The sequence below is a fragment of the Pseudochrobactrum sp. XF203 genome (genome assembly GCF_020341615.1).
GTDB lineage: Bacteria > Pseudomonadota > Alphaproteobacteria > Rhizobiales > Rhizobiaceae > Pseudochrobactrum > Pseudochrobactrum saccharolyticum.
The window spans coordinates 3,145,001-3,162,661 of the sequence record NZ_CP084392.1 but is presented as its reverse complement, the minus strand read 5'-3'; the positions used below and the strand labels follow the sequence as shown (position 1 = coordinate 3,162,661).

Genomic DNA, 17,661 nt, shown 5'->3' with positions numbered 1-17,661 from the left:
GATCAGCATATGGCCAAAAATGTGCAAATTCCATCTGCGCAGCAAAGAACCATTTTAATCACCGGTTGCTCCAGCGGTATTGGTGCCTATTGTGCGCAGGCTCTCAAAGAGCGCGGCTGGCGGGTTTTTGCCACTGCCCGTAAAGACCAGGATCTGGCCTATTTGCGGGAACAGGGTTTTGAAGCTTATTATCTGGATTATTGCGAGCCGGAGTCGATTGCGGCAGTAGCAGAGAGCGTGCTGAATCTGTGCAATCATCAGCTCGATGCGCTGTTTAACAATGGCGCCTATGCACAACCAGGTGCGGTGGAAGACTTACCGATGGAGGCACTGCGTTTGCAGTTCGAGGCCAATTTCTTCGGCTGGCAGGATCTGACACAGCGGCTGATCCCTGCAATGCGGGTGCGTAAACAGGGGCGTCTGGTACATTGTTCGTCTATTCTCGGTCTGGTGCCGATGAAATGGCGCGGAGCTTATGTCTCCTCCAAATTTGCATTGGAAGGGCTGATGCTGGTGCAGCGTATGGAACTCGAAGGTTCAGGCATCTCTGTTTCCATGATCGAGCCGGGGCCGATTACCAGTAAATTTGCAGCCAATGCCGCGGCCTATGCGCAAAGATATATCGACATGGACAACTCCGTTCATGCAGAAGATTACCGGCGGCAATTCGCCAAGTTACAAAGCGGCGGTACGAAATCCTCGGTGAAACTGGGGCCGGATGCTGTTTATGAGGTTCTTTTGCATGCGCTGGAAAGTGATCGTCCGCGCCCGCATTATCCGGTTACCCGTCCGGCAAAGCTCGGCGTACTTGCCAAACGTCTGCTGCCTGCACGCTGGCTTTATAAAATGCTGGCCGATCAGTCGTAAAAGAACGCAAGTACACTGCATTATCCTTATGCAAAACCGCTTCGCACTTTTGCGGGAAATGCTGGTTTGTTTAGTCGCATTATCCTTACGCAAAACCGCTGCACACTTTTGCGGGAAATGCTGGTTTGTTTAGCCGCATTGTCCTTACGCAAAACCGCTGCGCACTTTTGCGGGAAATGCTGGTTTGTTTAGTCGCATTATCCTAACGCAAAACCGCTACACACTTTTGCGGGAAATGCTCTATCTGCCGCAAAAAGCTTCTGTTACACATTGAGCGGGAAAGACGGAGGATTGCTGAAAAGCAATCGGGAGGAAAGAATGGACAGCGGTTTTAAATTTGCAGCGATCATTGCCATGATTGCCGTGGCGATTGTTCTGTTGCTGGGTTTGCGCAATATGATGCGCAACGGCGATGGCAATACATCCAACAAGCTGATGCGTCTGCGTATTATGTTTCAGTTCATTGCCGTGGTGCTGATGGTTGGTGCATTATATTTTGCCCGCCGCTAATTGCACTTGTATGAGCAGTAACCGGTGAGGCATTTTTGGTTAAGCTGAATAAAATTTACACGCGTACCGGCGATGACGGTACAACAGGTCTGGCCTGCGGCCCGAGACGCAGAAAAGATGATCTGCGCATCGTGACCTGTGGTGATATTGATGAGCTGAATGCATCGATCGGTATGGCACGGCTTTATACCGCGCTGATCCTGCCGGATGTTGATGCTATGCTGACAAGGGCGCAAAATGACCTTTTTGACCTCGGTGCTGACATTGCCACCCCCGCTGCTGTTTCAGATCCTGCCTCCGGCACTGCTGCAGATCTCGGCTATGAGCCTTTGAGGATTGTGGACAAGCAGGTTGACCGGCTGGAACAGGAAATTGATGTGCTGAATGCACAGCTGGAACCGCTCCGCTCCTTTATTTTGCCCGGCGGCTCACCGGCCGCCGCGCATCTGCACATGGCCAGAACGATTGCACGACGTGCAGAGCGTGCCATGGTAGCACTGGCGGCGCAGACTGATGAGCAGGTTTCAGGCGCTGCCCTGCGTTATATCAATCGTTTGTCTGATCTGCTTTTTGTAGCTGCCCGTATTGCGAATAATCAGGGGCGGGATGATATTTTATGGATACCGGCGCTGACACGCTAAGAGCATGTCGCGAAAAAGTGGGCACCGGTTTTCCGCGACATGCGTAAAAACAAAGGATAGAGCGAGCGCAGTGGGGGGAATTAAATGCGACATGCTCTAAGAGCGCATTCTGGAAAGTGTATGCGCCTTCGCGGGGAAATCAGTCCACCGAACTGATCTCTTATCCCGCTACGATCAGATCAAAATGCGCGTTAATCTTTGTATATTTGCGACATCATCCGTCATGTTTCGAAGATAGTTATGATGATATTTCATAGCCCTTCTGCCGGTTATGATTGACCTCTCTATGGTTCAGAATTACGGTCTTATGAAATTTCTGAAATCTCCGTCAAAAATTGACGGTGCATCAGGCGTGTTTGCGATAGAGTTTTGGTATGTCGGCTTCAGGCAAGTTGTTTATGAGGCCATGCTTTAAAACTGTATCTGACTGAGAGGCAGGCGGACACAGGCAAGAAAAGGGCTTATGTCCGGTCGAAGAGAGCAGCAAATGCTGCTCAAGTGGAGAGGATCTTAACCGAATGAAAGTTCTGGTCGCAGTTAAGCGGGTTGTTGATTACAACGTCAAAATCCGGGTGAAAAGTGACGGTTCAGGCGTTGAGCTGACCAATGTCAAAATGTCGATGAACCCGTTTGATGAAATCGCGGTTGAAGAAGCGCTGAAACTTAAAGAAGCCGGTAAAGTTTCTGAAGTTGTGGTTGTGTCTATCGGACCTGCACAGGCGCAGGAAACCTTGCGTACCGCTCTGGCGATGGGCGCAGACCGCGCTATCCTCGTGAAAACCGATGATGCTGTCGAGCCGCTTGCCGTTGCAAAGATTCTGAAAGGCGTTGTTGCCGCAGAAGAGCCGAAGCTGGTTATTCTCGGCAAACAGGCGATTGATGATGATGCGAACCAGACCGGTCAGATGCTTTCTGCATTGCTTGGCTGGGCACAGGCAACTTTTGCTTCGGAAGTCCAGCTCTCAGACGCTTCTGCCAATGTGACCCGCGAAGTTGACGGTGGTTTGCAGACGATTGAAGTGAAACTGCCTGCGATTGTCACGACCGACCTGCGTCTGAACCAGCCGCGCTATGCTTCTCTGCCGAATATTATGAAGGCGAAGAAGAAGCCGCTGGATGAGAAGGCGCCGGCTGATTACGGTGTTGATACTGCGCCGCGTCTGAAAATCCTTAAAACCGAAGAGCCTTCCGGCCGTAAAGCCGGTGTGAAAGTGGCTTCCGTTGCTGAGCTTGTTGACAAGCTCAAAAACGAAGCAGGCGTATTGTAAGCGGTCAGGACAGGAAAACGATTATGGCTATTCTTCTTTTTGCAGAACACGATAATGCAAGCCTCTCTGACCAGACTGCAAAGGCTCTGACTGCTGCGCTCGCTATCGGCGGTGATGTGGATGTTCTGGTTGCGGGTAAAGGCGCTAAAGCTGCTGCTGATGCTGCGGCCAAGCTGAAAGGCGTGCGCAAAGTCCTGCTCGCTGAAAGCGATGCACTGGAAAACCGTCTGGCAGAACCAACCGCAGCATTGCTGGTTGCTCTTGCCGGTTCCTATGACACTGTAATTGCTCCGGCGACCACTTCGGGTAAAAACGTGCTGCCACGCGTTGCAGCACTTCTCGATGTGGCGCAGGTTTCGGAAATTACCGAAGTTGTGTCTCCGACAGTCTTCAAACGCCCGATTTATGCGGGTAATGCGATTCAGACTGTTGAAACCACAGATGCCAAGAAGGTTATCACTGTGCGTACCGCTTCTTTTGCGGCAGCCGGTGAAGGCGGTTCTGCTACGGTTGAGAGCGTGGATGCAGGCAATGATCCGGCTGTGTCGAAATTTGTTGAGGCAAAAATCTCCGGCGGTGACCGCCCTGAGCTGACTTCAGCGAAAATCATCATCTCCGGTGGCCGTGCACTTGGTTCTGCTGAGAAATTCAATGAAGTGATCACACCGGTTGCAGACAAGCTCGGTGCTGCTATCGGCGCGAGCCGTGCGGCTGTTGATGCGGGTTATGCACCGAATGACTGGCAGGTTGGTCAGACCGGTAAAGTGGTTGCGCCTCAATTGTATATCGCTTGCGGTATTTCCGGTGCGATCCAGCATCTGGCCGGTATGAAAGATTCCAAAGTGATCGTTGCGATCAACAAGGATGAAGAAGCACCGATTTTCCAGGTCGCGGATTATGGTCTGGTTGGTGACTTGTTCACTATTTTGCCGGAGCTTGAAAAAGCACTTTAATCAGGATCATGACAATCAGGCATGATTGTCTCTGATATTATAACGCGTCCGGATATTTAATCCGGGCGCGTTTTGCTTTAATCAGGGATAGACTTATCTGCATGAGACTGCTCATGTAGGCGGAGAAAAATTGGCGTTATTGCTGTAAATTTATTGATACGAAGGGATCGGAGCGGATCATGAGTTTTACAATCAAAACAGTGGGTATCATCGGTGCAGGGCAGATGGGCAATGGTATTGCTCATGTTTGCGCGCTGGCAGGTTACGATGTGCTCCTGCATGATGCTTCGCTTGAGCGACTGGAAAACGGTATTGCCACTATCAGCGGTAACATGGCGCGTCAGGTTGCTTCGGGCAAACTGGCTGAGGAAGCGCGCATTGCCAGTCTTGCGTTGATTAAGCCGGCCAAAACCATGGCTGATCTGGCACCTTGCGATCTGGTGATCGAAGCTGCAACGGAAAATGAAGCCATTAAGAAGCAGATTTTTGCGCAGGTCTGCCCGCATCTGCACAGCAATGCTATTCTGGCAACCAACACATCTTCGATTTCAATTACCCGTCTGGCTGCTACCACTGATCGTCCGGAGCGTTTTATCGGTATTCATTTTATGAATCCGGTGCCGGTGATGAAACTGGTTGAACTGATCCGCGGTATCGCCACAGAAGAACCGACTTTTGCCGTTGCACAGGATTTCGTGCAGAAGCTGGGCAAGACCATCACGGTTTCTGCTGACTTCCCTGCTTTTATCGTCAATCGTATTTTGCTGCCGATGATTAATGAAGCGATTTATACGCTTTATGAAGGCGTTGGCACTGTGGATGCCATTGATACAGCCATGAAGCTTGGTGCCAATCATCCGATGGGGCCGTTGCAGCTGGCTGATTTCATCGGACTGGATACTTGTCTGTCGATTATGCAGGTACTTTATGAAGGACTGTCGGATTCAAAATATCGCCCATGCCCGCTGCTGGTGAAATATGTTGAAGCCGGTTGGCTCGGACGTAAAACCGGTCGCGGTTTCTATGACTATCGCGGTGACGAACCGGTACCGACCCGTTAATATTTTGAGTGCATAAATTGCTGAAAACCCTGCATTTGATCAAGAAATGCAGGGTTTTTTGTCGAGTTAATAAATAAAAGGTTATTTTTAATCGCTCATTAAGTATGTGAATTCACTTCGTGTTCACCTTTCTTCGCTAATATTTACCTTAAATTCACTGTTGTGATTTGTGCTTCAGCAAAAATAATAATGTTAAATTAATCAGGGTGTAGTGTGATGGGTCTGATCGTTCAGTTTCGTCAAGTTTTTAAAATTATTCGCGAGTTTCTGGCACCAAGCTATCGTCCGGAACGCCATTATATGCGTGGCCCGGGTCCGGCCTGTGCTGCCCGTCATTCGCACTAAAGCGATCTCTGTGCGCCCGCTGGGTGCATAGCGCATTGACTTTACTGTTTTCCGGATAGCTCCCAGATCCGGTCAACTGAAAATGAATAAAGCCGGCTCATGAGCCGGCTTTTGTATTTCAGAACTGTTTGCCGATCAGGCGATCCAGCGACAGGCGTCCGCTGCCGGCTACGCTCAGATACATGAAGACACCGAACCAGACGGTTGAAAGCTGGAAACCGCTGCCGCGCGGGATCATCACCATCACCAGAATAACAATCATCTGAATGAAGAGCATAAAGGCGAGGGGGCGGGTGCACAGGCCGATCGCTATGGCTATGCCCCCTATAAATTCCAGAATACTGGTGAAATAGGCCAAAGGGATTGCCGGTTCCAGCCCCAGTTGCCGGAACAATTCGATATCGCGTGGCATGTCGCCGTTGAACAGCTTCTCCCAGCCGAAGAAAGCCATGATACCACCGCTCGCCGCACGCATCACTGCATAGGCAATATCATGAAAACGGATATAAACAGGCGCCAGAAATGGCAGCATTAAAGATGGTTCAGAAAGTTTGTCTGTCATAGATTAGTTGCTCTGCGCTTGGATAGTTTGCGTTTCACGTGAAATCTTTTTTGTATTTTCATGAGATAGACGAACTGAAACATAGGTTAAGTGTATTAAACCGTACGGTTCGATTCTTGTCTCCATTTAACAGAACCGGATATTTTTCTGATATGAATTTTGCGTGACGAAAGAGTCTGTACCTGAGAGACCAGTGCCTGATGTGCTGTATCGGGCATGGGTGACAAAGCATTCGTTTGTTGTGGTTTTATATTTACCGGAACGCTTTTGAACCGGAACCCAAAGAGCGACATAAAAAAACCGGCACGATTGCGCCGGTTTTATAGCTGATGGTGTTAAGCAGGCAGATCAGGCATCAAGCCCGTCGAACAGAGCGGTTGAGAGATAGCGCTCGGCAAAGGACGGAATAATAACGACAATGTTTTTGCCTTTATTTTCCGGACGTTTGCCGACTTCCACAGCAGCTTTCAGCGCCGCACCGGAAGAGATACCGACCGGAATACCTTCAACTTTGGCGATCTGGCGTGCAAAAGCGAATGCATCTTCATTGGCGACCTGAATGATCTCATCATAAACACCGGTATCCAATGTTTTTGGCGCGAAGCCTGCGCCGATGCCCTGAATTTTATGAGGCCCCGGATTGCCGCCGGAAAGCACCGGCGAATCCTTTGGTTCAACCGCGACGACCTTGAATGACGGTTTGCGGGCTTTCAGCACCTGCCCAACACCGGTGATCGTGCCGCCGGTACCGATGCCGGAAACCAGAATATCCGCTTCACCATTGGTGTCATTCCAGATTTCTTCCGCTGTTGTTTTGCGATGAATTTCCGGATTCGCGGCATTTTCAAACTGCTGCGGAATAATTGCGTTCGGATTGCCTGCTGCCAGTTCTTCCGCTTTGGCAATCGCACCTTTCATGCCTTTTGCGCCTTCGGTCAGCACCAGTTCCGCACCCAGCAATTTGAGCAATTTACGGCGCTCAATCGACATGGTTTCAGGCATGGTGAGAATCAGGCTGTAGCCTTTAGCGGCGGCGGCAAAAGCCAGTGCGATACCGGTATTACCGGATGTCGGCTCGATAAATACGGTTTTACCCGGAACAGCTTTGCCTTCGGCTTCAAGGCTTTCAATCATAGCCAGACCAATACGGTCTTTGACACTGGCCAGCGGGTTAAAGAATTCGAGTTTAACGAGAAGATTGGCGACCACGCCGTTTTCGCGGGCAAATTTATCCGCACGGACAAGCGGTGTGTTGCCGATTGTATCAATAATAGAAGAATAAATACGGCCGCGGCCTGGTTTGTTAGAATCGCTCATACCAAATCTCCTGATCTTTTCGCAAAGCATAGAGCCTGACCGTTCAGGATTATAGAAGCAGGCTTCCAGAATGCAGGGGTAACTTAGAATATTATTCTATCAATGTGAAATATTAGAATTATTTTATAGCATGAGGGCGGGGCGGGAGCCGCAGTTCAGCAAATTCCATATAGTTTTCAGGCTTTTTCCGATGCGGGAAATCACAATCATTTTGATCCTGATCAATGTAATTTGGCCTGTTCATTCCTAGATTTATATTATGATGTGTCTCACAGGAGTCTATTCTGAATATTGCGTGTTTGTGGCAATGCCGATTGAAAAACCGGAACAGAAACACACATATAATAGACAGGGTGCATTCCGGCGGATGCTGTAAAAGGGAAAGACGAGAACATGTATAAACATATTTTAGTGGCGACTGATGGTTCGGAGCTTGCCAATAAAGGGCTGGAACAGGCAATTGGTCTGGCCAAAGAACTTTCCGCTAAAATTACAGTGCTGACTGTAACGGATCTGTTTCCGAGCTACGGCATTGTTGTAGCGCCGGGCTTAAGCACTTCACCTGAAATTTTTGAAGAATACCGCACCTCTATGGCAGAGCAGGCCAAAGCCATTGTGCAACAGGCGATCGCCAAAGCGCGCGATGCCGGTGTGACTGTTGAAGGTCTGCATATTGAAAATCAGTCACCGGCTGTGGGTATTGTTGAAGCTGCCGAGACCCATCAGGCCGAACTGATTGTGGTTGCATCGCATGGCCGCCGTGGCATGAACAAGCTTTTGCTGGGTAGTCAGGCAGCAGAAGTTCTGTCGCTGAGCAAAATACCGGTTCTGGTTGTTAAATAACCGGCTTTGAGTTCTTCAGGGAATAAAAAAACGGCGCTTAAAGCGCCGTTTTCTTTTTAAGCAAGATTACATGCCTTTGGACTTCGAGAAACGCTTGCGTTCATTCGGGTCCAGATAAAGCTTACGCAGACGAATAGATTTTGGTGTTACTTCCATCAGTTCATCATCCTGAATCCAGGACAGAGCGCGTTCCAGAGTCATGCGGATCGGCGGGGTCAGCTTAACAGCTTCATCCTTACCGGATGCACGCATGTTGGTCAGCTTCTTGCCTTTCAGCACGTTAACTTCCAGATCGTTGTCGCGGGTATGAATACCAACGATCATGCCCTGATAAACTTTGGTACCGGCATCGATAATCATCGGGCCGCGGTCTTCAAGGTTGAACATTGCATAGGCAACCGATTCGCCCTGATCATTGGAGATCAGCACGCCGTTGTTACGTCCGCCGATTTCGCCTTTGTGCTGCTGATATTCGTGGAACAGACGGTTCATGATCGCTGTACCGCGTGTGTCAGTCATCAGTTCAGACTGGTAACCGATCAGACCGCGGGTCGGTGCAAAGAATACCAGACGAACGCGGTTACCGCCGGATGGACGCAGCTCAACCATTTCCGCTTTGCGTTCAGACATTTTCTGAACAACAGTACCGGAATATTCTTCGTCAACGTCGATAACGACTTCTTCTACCGGTTCCAGCAGATTGCCGTCTTCGTCTTTGTGCATCACAACGCGCGGACGGGAAATGCTCAGCTCGAAGCCTTCACGACGCATGTTTTCGATGAGAACAGCAAGCTGCAATTCGCCGCGGCCGGAAACATAGAACGAATCTTTGTCTTCGGATTCTTCAATGCGCAGAGCAACCGAACCTTCAGCTTCTTTCAGCAGACGGTCGCGGATAACACGGCTGGTAACTTTGTCACCTTCGGTGCCGGCCAGCGGGCTGTCGTTCACGATGAAGGACATGGTAACGGTCGGCGGATCAATCGGCTGAGCCTTCATGGCTTCGTTGATTGAAGGATCGCAGAATGTGTCTGCCACGGTGCCTTTGGAAAGACCGGCAATAGCAACGATATCGCCTGCCACACCTTCTTCAATGGCAGTACGTTCCAGACCACGGAAAGCGAGGATCTTGGAAATACGACCGTTTTCCAGCAGCTTACCATCCTGACCGAGAACTTTAACCGACTGGTTCGGCTTCAAAGTACCGGAATGGATACGACCGGTAATGATGCGGCCGAGGAACGGATCAGATTCCAGAATGGTACCGATCATCGAGAACGGGCCTTCAGCAACCTTAGGTGCCGGAACGTGCTTGACGATCAGATCGTAAAGCGGTGCCAGACCCTGATCGCTCGGACCTTCCGGATTTTCTGCCATCCAGCCGTTACGGCCTGAACCGTAAAGGATCGGGAAGTCGAGCTGTTCGTCAGTCGCATCGAGCGCTGCGAACATGTCGAAAACTTCGTTGATGACTTCTTCATGACGGCCATCCGGACGGTCGATCTTGTTGATCGCAACGATAGGACGCAGGCCGAGCTTGAGGGCTTTACCGACCACGAATTTGGTCTGTGGCATCGGGCCTTCAGCGGAGTCAACGAGAACAACAACACCGTCAACCATCGAAAGGATACGCTCAACCTCACCGCCGAAGTCGGCGTGGCCCGGAGTATCAACGATATTGATGCGTGTATCTTTCCAGACAGCGGAAGTTGCCTTGGCAAGAATGGTGATGCCGCGCTCGCGCTCGATATCGCCGGAGTCCATCATGCGTTCGGTAACGCGTTGATTGTCGCGGAATACACCGGACTGTTTCAGAAGTTCGTCAACCAGGGTCGTTTTGCCGTGGTCAACGTGTGCGATGATCGCGATGTTGCGCAATTGCATTGAGTTATCACTCTGAATAGGGGGTTGGGACGCTTAAGGATATCCCTCGTGAACGCCGCAGATAATGGGGCGCTCTTACAGGTTTTTCGCCAATTTTAAAAGGGGGCGGGCTGATTTTAGCATATTGCATATCTCATTGCTGCTGTGCACTGACTGCATAAAAAGCCTGACGGACATTTTTAGCATAAGAAAAAGGCCGGAAAATTCCGGCCTGTTCCGAGGTTAAAGCAGTGTTCCGGTGAGGAAAATAACCGCAACACTGAAATAGATGACCAAGCCCATCACATCGACAAGTGTGGCCACAAAAGGTGCAGAGGCACTGGCCGGATCAAGACCGAGACGCTGCAGAACAAACGGCAGCATGGAGCCGGAGAGAGAGCCGAACAGCACAATACCGATCAGTGCCACGGCAATTGTGATACCGATCAGCACCCAATGCTCACCGTAATCATAGAGGCCGGTTTTCTGCCAGATTGCAATACGGACAAAGCCGATCACGCCCAGCATGGAACCCAGCGCCAGACCGGTTGGTATTTCGCGCAGTGCCACACGCCACCAGTCACCGAGTTTGAGATCCTGCAATGCTAAGGCACGGATCAGCAGGGATGTGGCCTGCGAGCCGGAATTACCACCCGAGCTCATGATCAGCGGAATGAACAGTGCCAGAACGATGGCTTTTTCCAGTTCCACTTCAAAATGCTGCATGGCACTGGCCGTCAGCATTTCACTTAAGAACAGAATGCAAAGCCAGCCGCCGCGTTTACGCAGCATTTCGAAGAAGCTGATCTGCATATAAGGCTTGGTGAAAGCCTCCATACCACCAAATTTATAGGCATCTTCCGAAGTTTCTTCGGTCATGGCATCCAGCACATCGTCCACGGTAACAATGCCGATCAGGTGGTGCTGTTCGTCCACAACAGGAATTGCCAGAAGATCGTGCTTGCGGAACAGACGTGCGACTTCTTCCTGATCCATCATTGGCGGAATTGTCAGCGGTTCCTGATCACGGCCGACTTCTGCAATACCGGCTTGAGGATTGGCAGTGATGAGACGGCGCAGTGATACCACATGCTGTAAAATGCGGGTTTCCGGATTTTCAACATAGATGGCATAGACCGTTTCACGGGAGCGCTCGACCTGCCGGATATGAGCTAAAGTCTGTTCGACTGTCCATGTGGATGGCACAGCGATAAATTCCGTTGTCATCAGACCACCGGCGGTATCGGCCGGATAGCCCATCAGTTTTTTCAGTGCGGTTTTGGTTTCCGGTGAAAGAACTGAAAACAGACGGTTGCGGGACGGCCAGTCCAGATCATGGAAAATGTCTGTTGCACGGTCTGCAGACATGCCGTTCAGGATCTCTGCAGCGCGTCCGTTATCCAGACTGTCAATGATTTGGTCTGCATAATGCAGTTCCGGCTGATCCAGAAAAAGAACAGCCTGTTCAGTTGAAATGCTGCGGAATAAAGTGACCTGATCGTCGAGATCAAGCTCGTTAATCAGTTCAACAGCATCACCTGTACGCAATTGGCCGATCTGTTCAAGCAGCGCGGAGATTGCAAGATTCGTTGTATCGAGAGCAGCACGGAAGGTGCTGTTATTGTTGTTCATTGGTTTGCCTCTCTGTCGATCCGCCGTCATGGCAGATCGTGACAAACCAATCGCTCCTGCGATCAGGTCAGATCTGCCATTGACGGCATAAACAATCGACTGTGACTGTCGCTGGGCATAAGAGTAAAACTCCGGTTAAAATCAGACCTGATGGTCTGGGCGTGTTTTGTGCTCTCGGGCCGCGCTTGTCAACCCTGCTGTTTTTGCCTGACAATTCTATGAGAGTCTGACTTTACCGGTCTGCAGATTTTTCAGGGGTAATCGGATGCTCCAAAGTAGGGGCCAGAGGCAGTTTGAACCTGTTCCACATTATATAGCTGATTAATGACAGTAATCCCATCAGCGGCAATAATGTTGCCATGGCGATAACCGGATCGCCCATAGAGGCTGAAATGATGCCGCCGACCAGACCACCGCCCATCTGGAAGAAGCCCATCAATGCGGAAGCCGAACCGGCAATTTTCGGAAAAGGTGCCATGGCTGCTGTTGTCATCTGCGGCGTGAGAAAGGCAATGCCCATCACGTAAAGCCCCATCGGCAGCATTACCAGCAGATAGCCCGGTTCATAAATGCGCAGCAACACAGCGAGCAGGATACTGGCGGAGCCGGTGCAGAGCAGCCCGATGCAAGACATCTGGAAAACGGTCACGCGCTGCATCAGGATGCGGTAAATAATGCCGCCTGAAATATAGAAAGCAGTTTGCAACAGCATGCCCATGCCGAATGTGCTGGGTGACAGTCCCACACGCGTCATAAGAATGAAGGGCATGATGGTCGCTGATGTATAAAGTGCACCGGTAGCGCCGGTAAGCACCAGACTGGCAAACAGGAAATGCGGGGTTTTCAGCAGGCTGAAATAAGATTGCGCAAGTGCCCGTGGCCGGACACGGGACGGATCGGGCTTGCCGGTTTCCTGCACAAAAAGCAGCATCATGAGAATGACGGCTGCCCCTTGCAGGATCATCACCAGAAAGATCGCATGCCAGCCGAGAAATTCCAGTGTCAGTCCGCCAAGTGTCGGGCCGATGGCAGGGCCGACGGACAGCACGATGCCGATCAGGTTCATCACCCGCGCTGAGCGGTCGCTGGTAAACAGATCGCGGACAATCGCGCGGGACATGGTAACGCCGACCGCTGCACCCACTCCCTGTAACAGGCGTGCCAGCACCATGATCTCAATCGTCGGAGCAAACAATGCCAGCACACTGGCTGCCAGATAGACAGACATGAAAAGAATAGTGATCGGTTTGCGGCCATAGCCGTCTGATAAGGGGCCGCAGATCAGCTGGGCAAAACAAAAGCCGCCGAAATAGGCGGTCAGGGTCAGTTTAACTGCAGCCTCAGTGGTGCCGAAATCCGAGACAATTTCCGGCATCGCCGGTGTATAAAGTGACATTGCCAGCGGGCCGATGGCGGCAAGAAAGCCGCCGATAATGCCAACGCGGCGCTCGGACATAATGACAAGCGGGGATGTTTTTTCGCGGGGGGATGAATCGGGCATAGCGGCATGCTTTATGGTTGGGAGCTAAATTGCGGATAACCGGATCAGCTTTTCCGGTTTTCCTGATTGAGTTGTCTTAAATGTGCGCGGACGGTCAGAAGATTATTCAAAAATCTCTGCCACTCTTCCGGCGGCAGCGCCTGTGAAGCATCGGCGATGGTTTCTTTCGCAATACGTTTCAGCTCATCCAGAACCGGCACGGCTGTATCATTGAGAAAAATCAGTTTGGCACGACGGTCATCAGGATCGGCCTCGCGGCGCAGCAAGCCACGATTTTCCAGCCTGTCGAGATAGCCGGACAGGGTCATCGCTTCGATATTCATACTCTCGGCGAGGACAGACTGGCGGGCTGGCTGATAACGCGCAACATGAACCAGTGTCCGTGACTCGAAAGCCGTGAGTTCAAGACCTGCGGCAACGATCTTACGCTCCCGCTCAAGGCTGAAAAGCCGGCTGATATCATAGACAACGAAGCCGAAACTATCGGGATCGTAGGATTTTCCTGCAAACATTGTAAGGCATCCTTATAATAAGGTTTCCTTACTATTTATTTTCAAGCCGGTCAATTATCCGTATAAATCACTTGTGGCGGATAAGCGGGCTGCTTAAATGTTTGAAATGCAATTCTGCAAACCGGAGACCGTGAGTTATGCCGCAGGACAATCAGATGACGCCCGCCTATTCAGCACTCAGCCAGTGGAGCGGCCCGCTTGGTCTGCCGGATTTCAGTAAATTCAGTGATGCGGATTTCAAAGCGGCTTTTGATATCGCTTTGGAAAAAGACTGGACGGATGTGGAAGCCGTTCTGCAGAACCCTGATGCGCCGACAATTGAGAATACGCTGAAAGCTTTGCAGCTTTCCGGCCGTGATCTTTCCCATATTGCCGCGATTTTCTGGATGCGCGCCGGTGCCCATACCAATGAGGATATTCAGGCGCTGGAGCGTGAAGTTGCGCCGAAAATGTCCCGTCACCATTCGCGCATCATGATGAATGAAGCGCTGTTTGCCCGCCTTGATGCGCTTTATCAGAGCCGTATCAATCTCGGGCTGGATACAGAAACGCTGCGTGTACTGGAAAAGAGCTGGAAAGGCTTTGTGCGTAACGGCGCTAAATTGAATGCACAGGACAAAGCACGACTGGCTGATATTAATGAAAAGCTTGCCGGTCTCGGTGCCGGTTTCGGCCAGAACGTGCTGAAAGACGAAGCATCATGGGCTTTGTTTATTACTGATGAGGCAGAGCTTGCCGGTTTGCCGGAGCAGTTGCGGGCTGCGATGAAAGCGGCAGCTGAAGAGCGTGGTCGTGAAGATGCATGGGCAGTTACGCTTTCCCGCGCGATTGTTGAGCCGTTTCTGACCTTCTCCTCTGTTCGTCATTTGCGTGAAAAAGCCTATGAAGCATGGGCAAAGCGCGGTGAAAATGGCGGTGTGACTGACAATCGCACATTGGTGACAGAGATTGTTGCCTTACGTGATGAAAAGGCAAAGCTGCTGGGTTATGCAAATTTCGCTGCGTTCAAGCTTGATGACACAATGGCCAAAACGCCGGATGCGGTGATGGATTTGCTGATGCCGGTTTGGGATAAAGCCAAACAACGCGCATCGGAAGAGCAGGCTGATCTGGAAAAGCTGATTACCGGTGAGGGGCTTAATCATCCGGTAGCCGGTTGGGACTGGCGTTATTATGCAGAAAAACTGCGTGCCGAGCGCTTCGCTTTTGATGAAGGTGATCTCAAGCCGTATCTGCAGCTCAATAAAATTATTGAAGCAGCTTTTGATGTTGCAACGCGTCTGTTCGGTCTGACATTCAAAGAACATCAGGGTATTCAGATATGGCATCCGGATGTGCGTGTGTGGGAAGTGTTCAATGCAGATGGTTCACGACGCGGCCTGTTCTTGGGTGACTATTTTGCCCGTCAAAGCAAACGCTCCGGTGCATGGATGAGTGCTTTGCAGTCGTCTCATCGTCTGGATGGTGGTCAGCCACCGATCATTTATAATGTGATGAATTTCGCCAAGCCGCCGAAAGGCGAGGTGGCTCTGTTGTCGCTCGATGATGCACATACACTGTTCCACGAATTCGGCCATGCCCTGCATGGACTGCTGAGCGATGTGACATGGCCTGCAATTTCCGGCACCGCAGTCTCGCGTGATTTTGTAGAACTGCCATCCCAGCTCTATGAACATTGGTTGACCGAACGTCCGGTGCTGGAGAAGTTCGCTACTCATTATAAAACCGGTGAGACAATCCCGCAGGATCTTATTGATAAGGTATTGAAAGCCGCGACTTTCAATGCCGGTTTCAACACTGTGGAGTTCACCTCATCGGCGCTGGTGGATATGGCTTTCCATACCAGTGACAAGCCTGTGACTGACCCGCTGGTTTTTGAAGCGGAAGTTCTGAAAAAACTGGATATGCCGGAAGCGATTATCATGCGCCATCGTACCCCGCACTTCCTGCATGTGTTCAGCGGTGACGGATATTCAGCCGGTTACTATTCTTATATGTGGTCGGAAGTTCTGGACGCTGATGCTTTTGCGGCTTTTGAAGAAAGCGGCGATGTCTTCAATGCCGATCTGGCAGAAAAGCTGAAGACCCATATTTATGCGGCGGGTGGTTCCAAAGATCCGGAGGAATTGTACAAAACATTCCGTGGTCGGATGCCTAGCCCGCAGGCGATGATCGAAAAACGCGGTCTTTAATACGTGCAAATAAAGCCCCTGCAAGATATGCAGGGGCTTTCATTTTTAGAAGCTGCCGAGTTTGATATCCGGCGAATATTCATGACCTTCAACGGTCTTGGTTACAGCCTGACCGCAATACATTTTCTTTTCTTCGGCATTATAGCTGTGGCTTGGTGAGCCATAGAGCATCCAGCCTTTGTTCAGGGCTTCAGTAACGCGATGACAAAAGGAAGAATCATCCGGGCCGGTGAGGAAACGATAAAGCTGCATAGGAAACTCCTGTAGTTTGCAGAAAGAAGAATCAGCGCGCACGCGCAAGGACGCGTTCTGCCTGACGAATATGTAATTGCTCGACCATAGAGCCATTCAGAGAGATGGCACCTTTGGCAGCATTTTCCGGCAGATTAAAAGCAGCAATTACCTGATTTGCCCATGCGGCTTCTTCGGCAGTTGAGGAATAGCTGTTCAAAGCGGTTTCAATCTGGGAAGGATGGATCAGTGTTTTGCCGTCGAAACCAAGCATTGCTCCTTGTTCGCACTCGGCTTTGAAGCCTTCCTGATCCTGAAAATTATTATAAACACCGTCCAATACATCAATACCACCCGCACGAGCTGCGAGAATAATCTGCATCATCCATGGCAGTAATGCGCTGCGTTGGTTGACGGTTTTAACGCCAGTGCTCAGAGCAATATCATTGGTGCCGACGATGAAACATTTGAGGCGTGCAGCGGATTTCTGCGCCAGTCGTGCAATTTCATCCGCATTGAGAATACCGCGCGGTGTTTCAATCATCGCCCAGATACCGAGGGTCTCCGGTGTATCATAATCATCAAGCTTGCGGGCAGCATCGATCACCTGTTGCGGCGTTTCTGTTTTCGGCAGAACAATAGCCTCAGTTTTGAGTTCTGCTGCCAGTTTCAGATCATCCTCACCCCATTGCGTGGCAAGACTGTTGATACGGATAGCTTTTAGCGGGCTTCGTTCTGTTTGGTGCTGCTCCTGAAAATGTGCGCGCAGATTATCACGCGCTTCATGTTTCATTTGCTCGGCAACAGAGTCTTCAAGGTCATATATAATGGCATCGGGCTGTAGTTGTGTGCTTTTGGCGAGGGCTTTCTGATGGCTGGCCGGAACATAAAGCACGGCACGGCGCGGCTGATAAAGTGTCACTCAGAATTTCTCCCTGGCAAAGATGTTCGTGTTATTTTTGATCTGATAACCAGTCAAAAATGACAGGATATTGTTTGAATTGAATATCATAGGCAATCAATGAAAAGGTAGTTGCCTTTGGGGTTGAGGGGCGCATTATTATCATGGTGCGGCACTTCGCTTGGATTTCAGGCCTTTGACTCTGCAAAAAGCTGGTGTAAAGCACAATGAGAAAAGCATTTTGACTTACAGGTTACGAGACCGATGGAAAAATTTACCAAGCTTACCGGCGTTGCCGCTCCGTTGCCGATCATCAATATCGATACGGATATGATTATCCCTAAGGATTATCTGAAGACAATCAAGCGTACAGGTCTTGGTAAAGGTCTATTCGCGGAAATGCGCTTTAATGAAGATGGTTCCGAAAATCCGGATTTCGTTCTGAACAAACCTGCTTACCGC

At 50.5% G+C, this 17,661-nt stretch carries 18 protein-coding genes (1 of these 18 running past the window's edge); 10 read left to right on the top strand and 8 right to left on the bottom strand.

Annotated elements, in window-relative coordinates; all coding sequences use genetic code 11:
* The first annotated feature begins 9 nt into the window (after positions 1–9).
* From LDL70_RS14430 to LDL70_RS18020, 7 genes are all read left to right on the top strand, one after another.
* Positions 10–867, top strand: a complete 858-nt coding sequence (locus LDL70_RS14430; RefSeq protein ID WP_370637842.1) for an SDR family oxidoreductase — start codon at positions 10–12, stop codon at positions 865–867.
* A 318-nt stretch (positions 868–1,185) separates the two neighbouring features.
* Positions 1,186–1,377, top strand: a complete 192-nt coding sequence (locus LDL70_RS14425) for a twin transmembrane helix small protein (protein ID WP_022709359.1) — start codon at positions 1,186–1,188, stop codon at positions 1,375–1,377.
* Between the two features lie 35 nt (positions 1,378–1,412).
* Entirely contained in the window at positions 1,413–2,018 is a 606-nt protein-coding gene (locus tag LDL70_RS14420; protein WP_075653800.1) for a cob(I)yrinic acid a,c-diamide adenosyltransferase, read from the top strand.
* Positions 2,019–2,536: 518 nt separating this feature from the next.
* Positions 2,537–3,286 carry an electron transfer flavoprotein subunit beta/FixA family protein gene (locus LDL70_RS14415; RefSeq protein ID WP_022709362.1) on the top strand — a complete coding sequence of 250 codons (750 nt, stop codon included), beginning with the start codon at positions 2,537–2,539 and terminating at the stop codon, positions 3,284–3,286.
* A 23-nt stretch (positions 3,287–3,309) separates the two neighbouring features.
* Positions 3,310–4,239 (top strand): electron transfer flavoprotein subunit alpha/FixB family protein, encoded by a 930-nt coding sequence (locus tag LDL70_RS14410; RefSeq protein ID WP_213599440.1) that lies wholly within the window; start codon positions 3,310–3,312, stop codon positions 4,237–4,239.
* Between the two features lie 179 nt (positions 4,240–4,418).
* Positions 4,419–5,300, top strand: a complete 882-nt coding sequence (locus LDL70_RS14405) for a 3-hydroxybutyryl-CoA dehydrogenase (protein ID WP_022709364.1) — start codon at positions 4,419–4,421, stop codon at positions 5,298–5,300.
* A 216-nt stretch (positions 5,301–5,516) separates the two neighbouring features.
* Positions 5,517–5,645, top strand: coding sequence for a hypothetical protein (locus LDL70_RS18020; RefSeq protein WP_255618275.1), 129 nt, complete (start codon positions 5,517–5,519; stop codon positions 5,643–5,645).
* Between the two features lie 118 nt (positions 5,646–5,763).
* On the opposite strand, the gene LDL70_RS14400 is transcribed toward LDL70_RS18020, so the two are convergent.
* Positions 5,764–6,207 (bottom strand): DoxX family protein, encoded by a 444-nt coding sequence (locus LDL70_RS14400; protein ID WP_225685356.1) that lies wholly within the window; start codon positions 6,205–6,207, stop codon positions 5,764–5,766.
* A 348-nt stretch (positions 6,208–6,555) separates the two neighbouring features.
* Complete coding sequence (gene cysK, locus LDL70_RS14395) at positions 6,556–7,524, bottom strand: cysteine synthase A (RefSeq protein ID WP_022709764.1); 969 nt, start codon at positions 7,522–7,524, stop codon at positions 6,556–6,558.
* A gap of 393 nt (positions 7,525–7,917) precedes the next feature.
* Between cysK and LDL70_RS14390 the strand changes: the two genes are divergently transcribed.
* Positions 7,918–8,367 (top strand): universal stress protein, encoded by a 450-nt coding sequence (locus LDL70_RS14390; RefSeq protein WP_022709763.1) that lies wholly within the window; start codon positions 7,918–7,920, stop codon positions 8,365–8,367.
* Between the two features lie 66 nt (positions 8,368–8,433).
* Here LDL70_RS14390 and typA read toward each other — a convergent pair whose 3' ends face one another.
* The 4 genes from typA to LDL70_RS14370 form a co-directional block, all read right to left on the bottom strand.
* Positions 8,434–10,251 carry a translational GTPase TypA gene (typA, locus tag LDL70_RS14385; RefSeq protein WP_022709449.1) on the bottom strand — a complete coding sequence of 606 codons (1,818 nt, stop codon included), beginning with the start codon at positions 10,249–10,251 and terminating at the stop codon, positions 8,434–8,436.
* Positions 10,252–10,473: 222 nt separating this feature from the next.
* Positions 10,474–11,862, bottom strand: coding sequence for a magnesium transporter (gene mgtE / locus LDL70_RS14380; protein WP_225685355.1), 1,389 nt, complete (start codon positions 11,860–11,862; stop codon positions 10,474–10,476).
* Positions 11,863–12,094: 232 nt separating this feature from the next.
* On the bottom strand, positions 12,095–13,363 hold the full coding sequence (locus LDL70_RS14375) for a multidrug effflux MFS transporter (protein ID WP_225685354.1): 1,269 nt from the start codon (positions 13,361–13,363) through the stop codon (positions 12,095–12,097).
* A gap of 44 nt (positions 13,364–13,407) precedes the next feature.
* Complete coding sequence (locus LDL70_RS14370) at positions 13,408–13,875, bottom strand: MarR family winged helix-turn-helix transcriptional regulator (RefSeq protein ID WP_225685353.1); 468 nt, start codon at positions 13,873–13,875, stop codon at positions 13,408–13,410.
* Between the two features lie 155 nt (positions 13,876–14,030).
* Here LDL70_RS14370 and LDL70_RS14365 point away from each other — a divergent pair, with 155 nt between their 5' ends.
* Positions 14,031–16,067 carry a M3 family metallopeptidase gene (locus LDL70_RS14365; protein ID WP_225688582.1) on the top strand — a complete coding sequence of 679 codons (2,037 nt, stop codon included), beginning with the start codon at positions 14,031–14,033 and terminating at the stop codon, positions 16,065–16,067.
* Between the two features lie 45 nt (positions 16,068–16,112).
* Here LDL70_RS14365 and LDL70_RS14360 read toward each other — a convergent pair whose 3' ends face one another.
* The gene (locus LDL70_RS14360) at positions 16,113–16,319 is read right to left on the bottom strand and encodes a DUF1737 domain-containing protein (protein ID WP_022709608.1); all 207 of its coding nucleotides are present in this window, start codon (positions 16,317–16,319) and stop codon (positions 16,113–16,115) included.
* A gap of 31 nt (positions 16,320–16,350) precedes the next feature.
* A complete protein-coding gene (locus LDL70_RS14355; RefSeq protein ID WP_225685352.1) occupies positions 16,351–17,220 on the bottom strand; it encodes a CoA ester lyase in 870 nt (289 codons plus the stop codon).
* A 243-nt stretch (positions 17,221–17,463) separates the two neighbouring features.
* Here LDL70_RS14355 and leuD point away from each other — a divergent pair, with 243 nt between their 5' ends.
* Positions 17,464–17,661, top strand: the start of a protein-coding gene (gene leuD / locus LDL70_RS14350; protein ID WP_225685351.1) for a 3-isopropylmalate dehydratase small subunit. The gene runs 408 nt beyond the window's last position; the window shows 198 of its 606 coding nt (coding positions 1–198); it begins with the start codon at positions 17,464–17,466; its stop codon lies beyond the right edge, outside the window.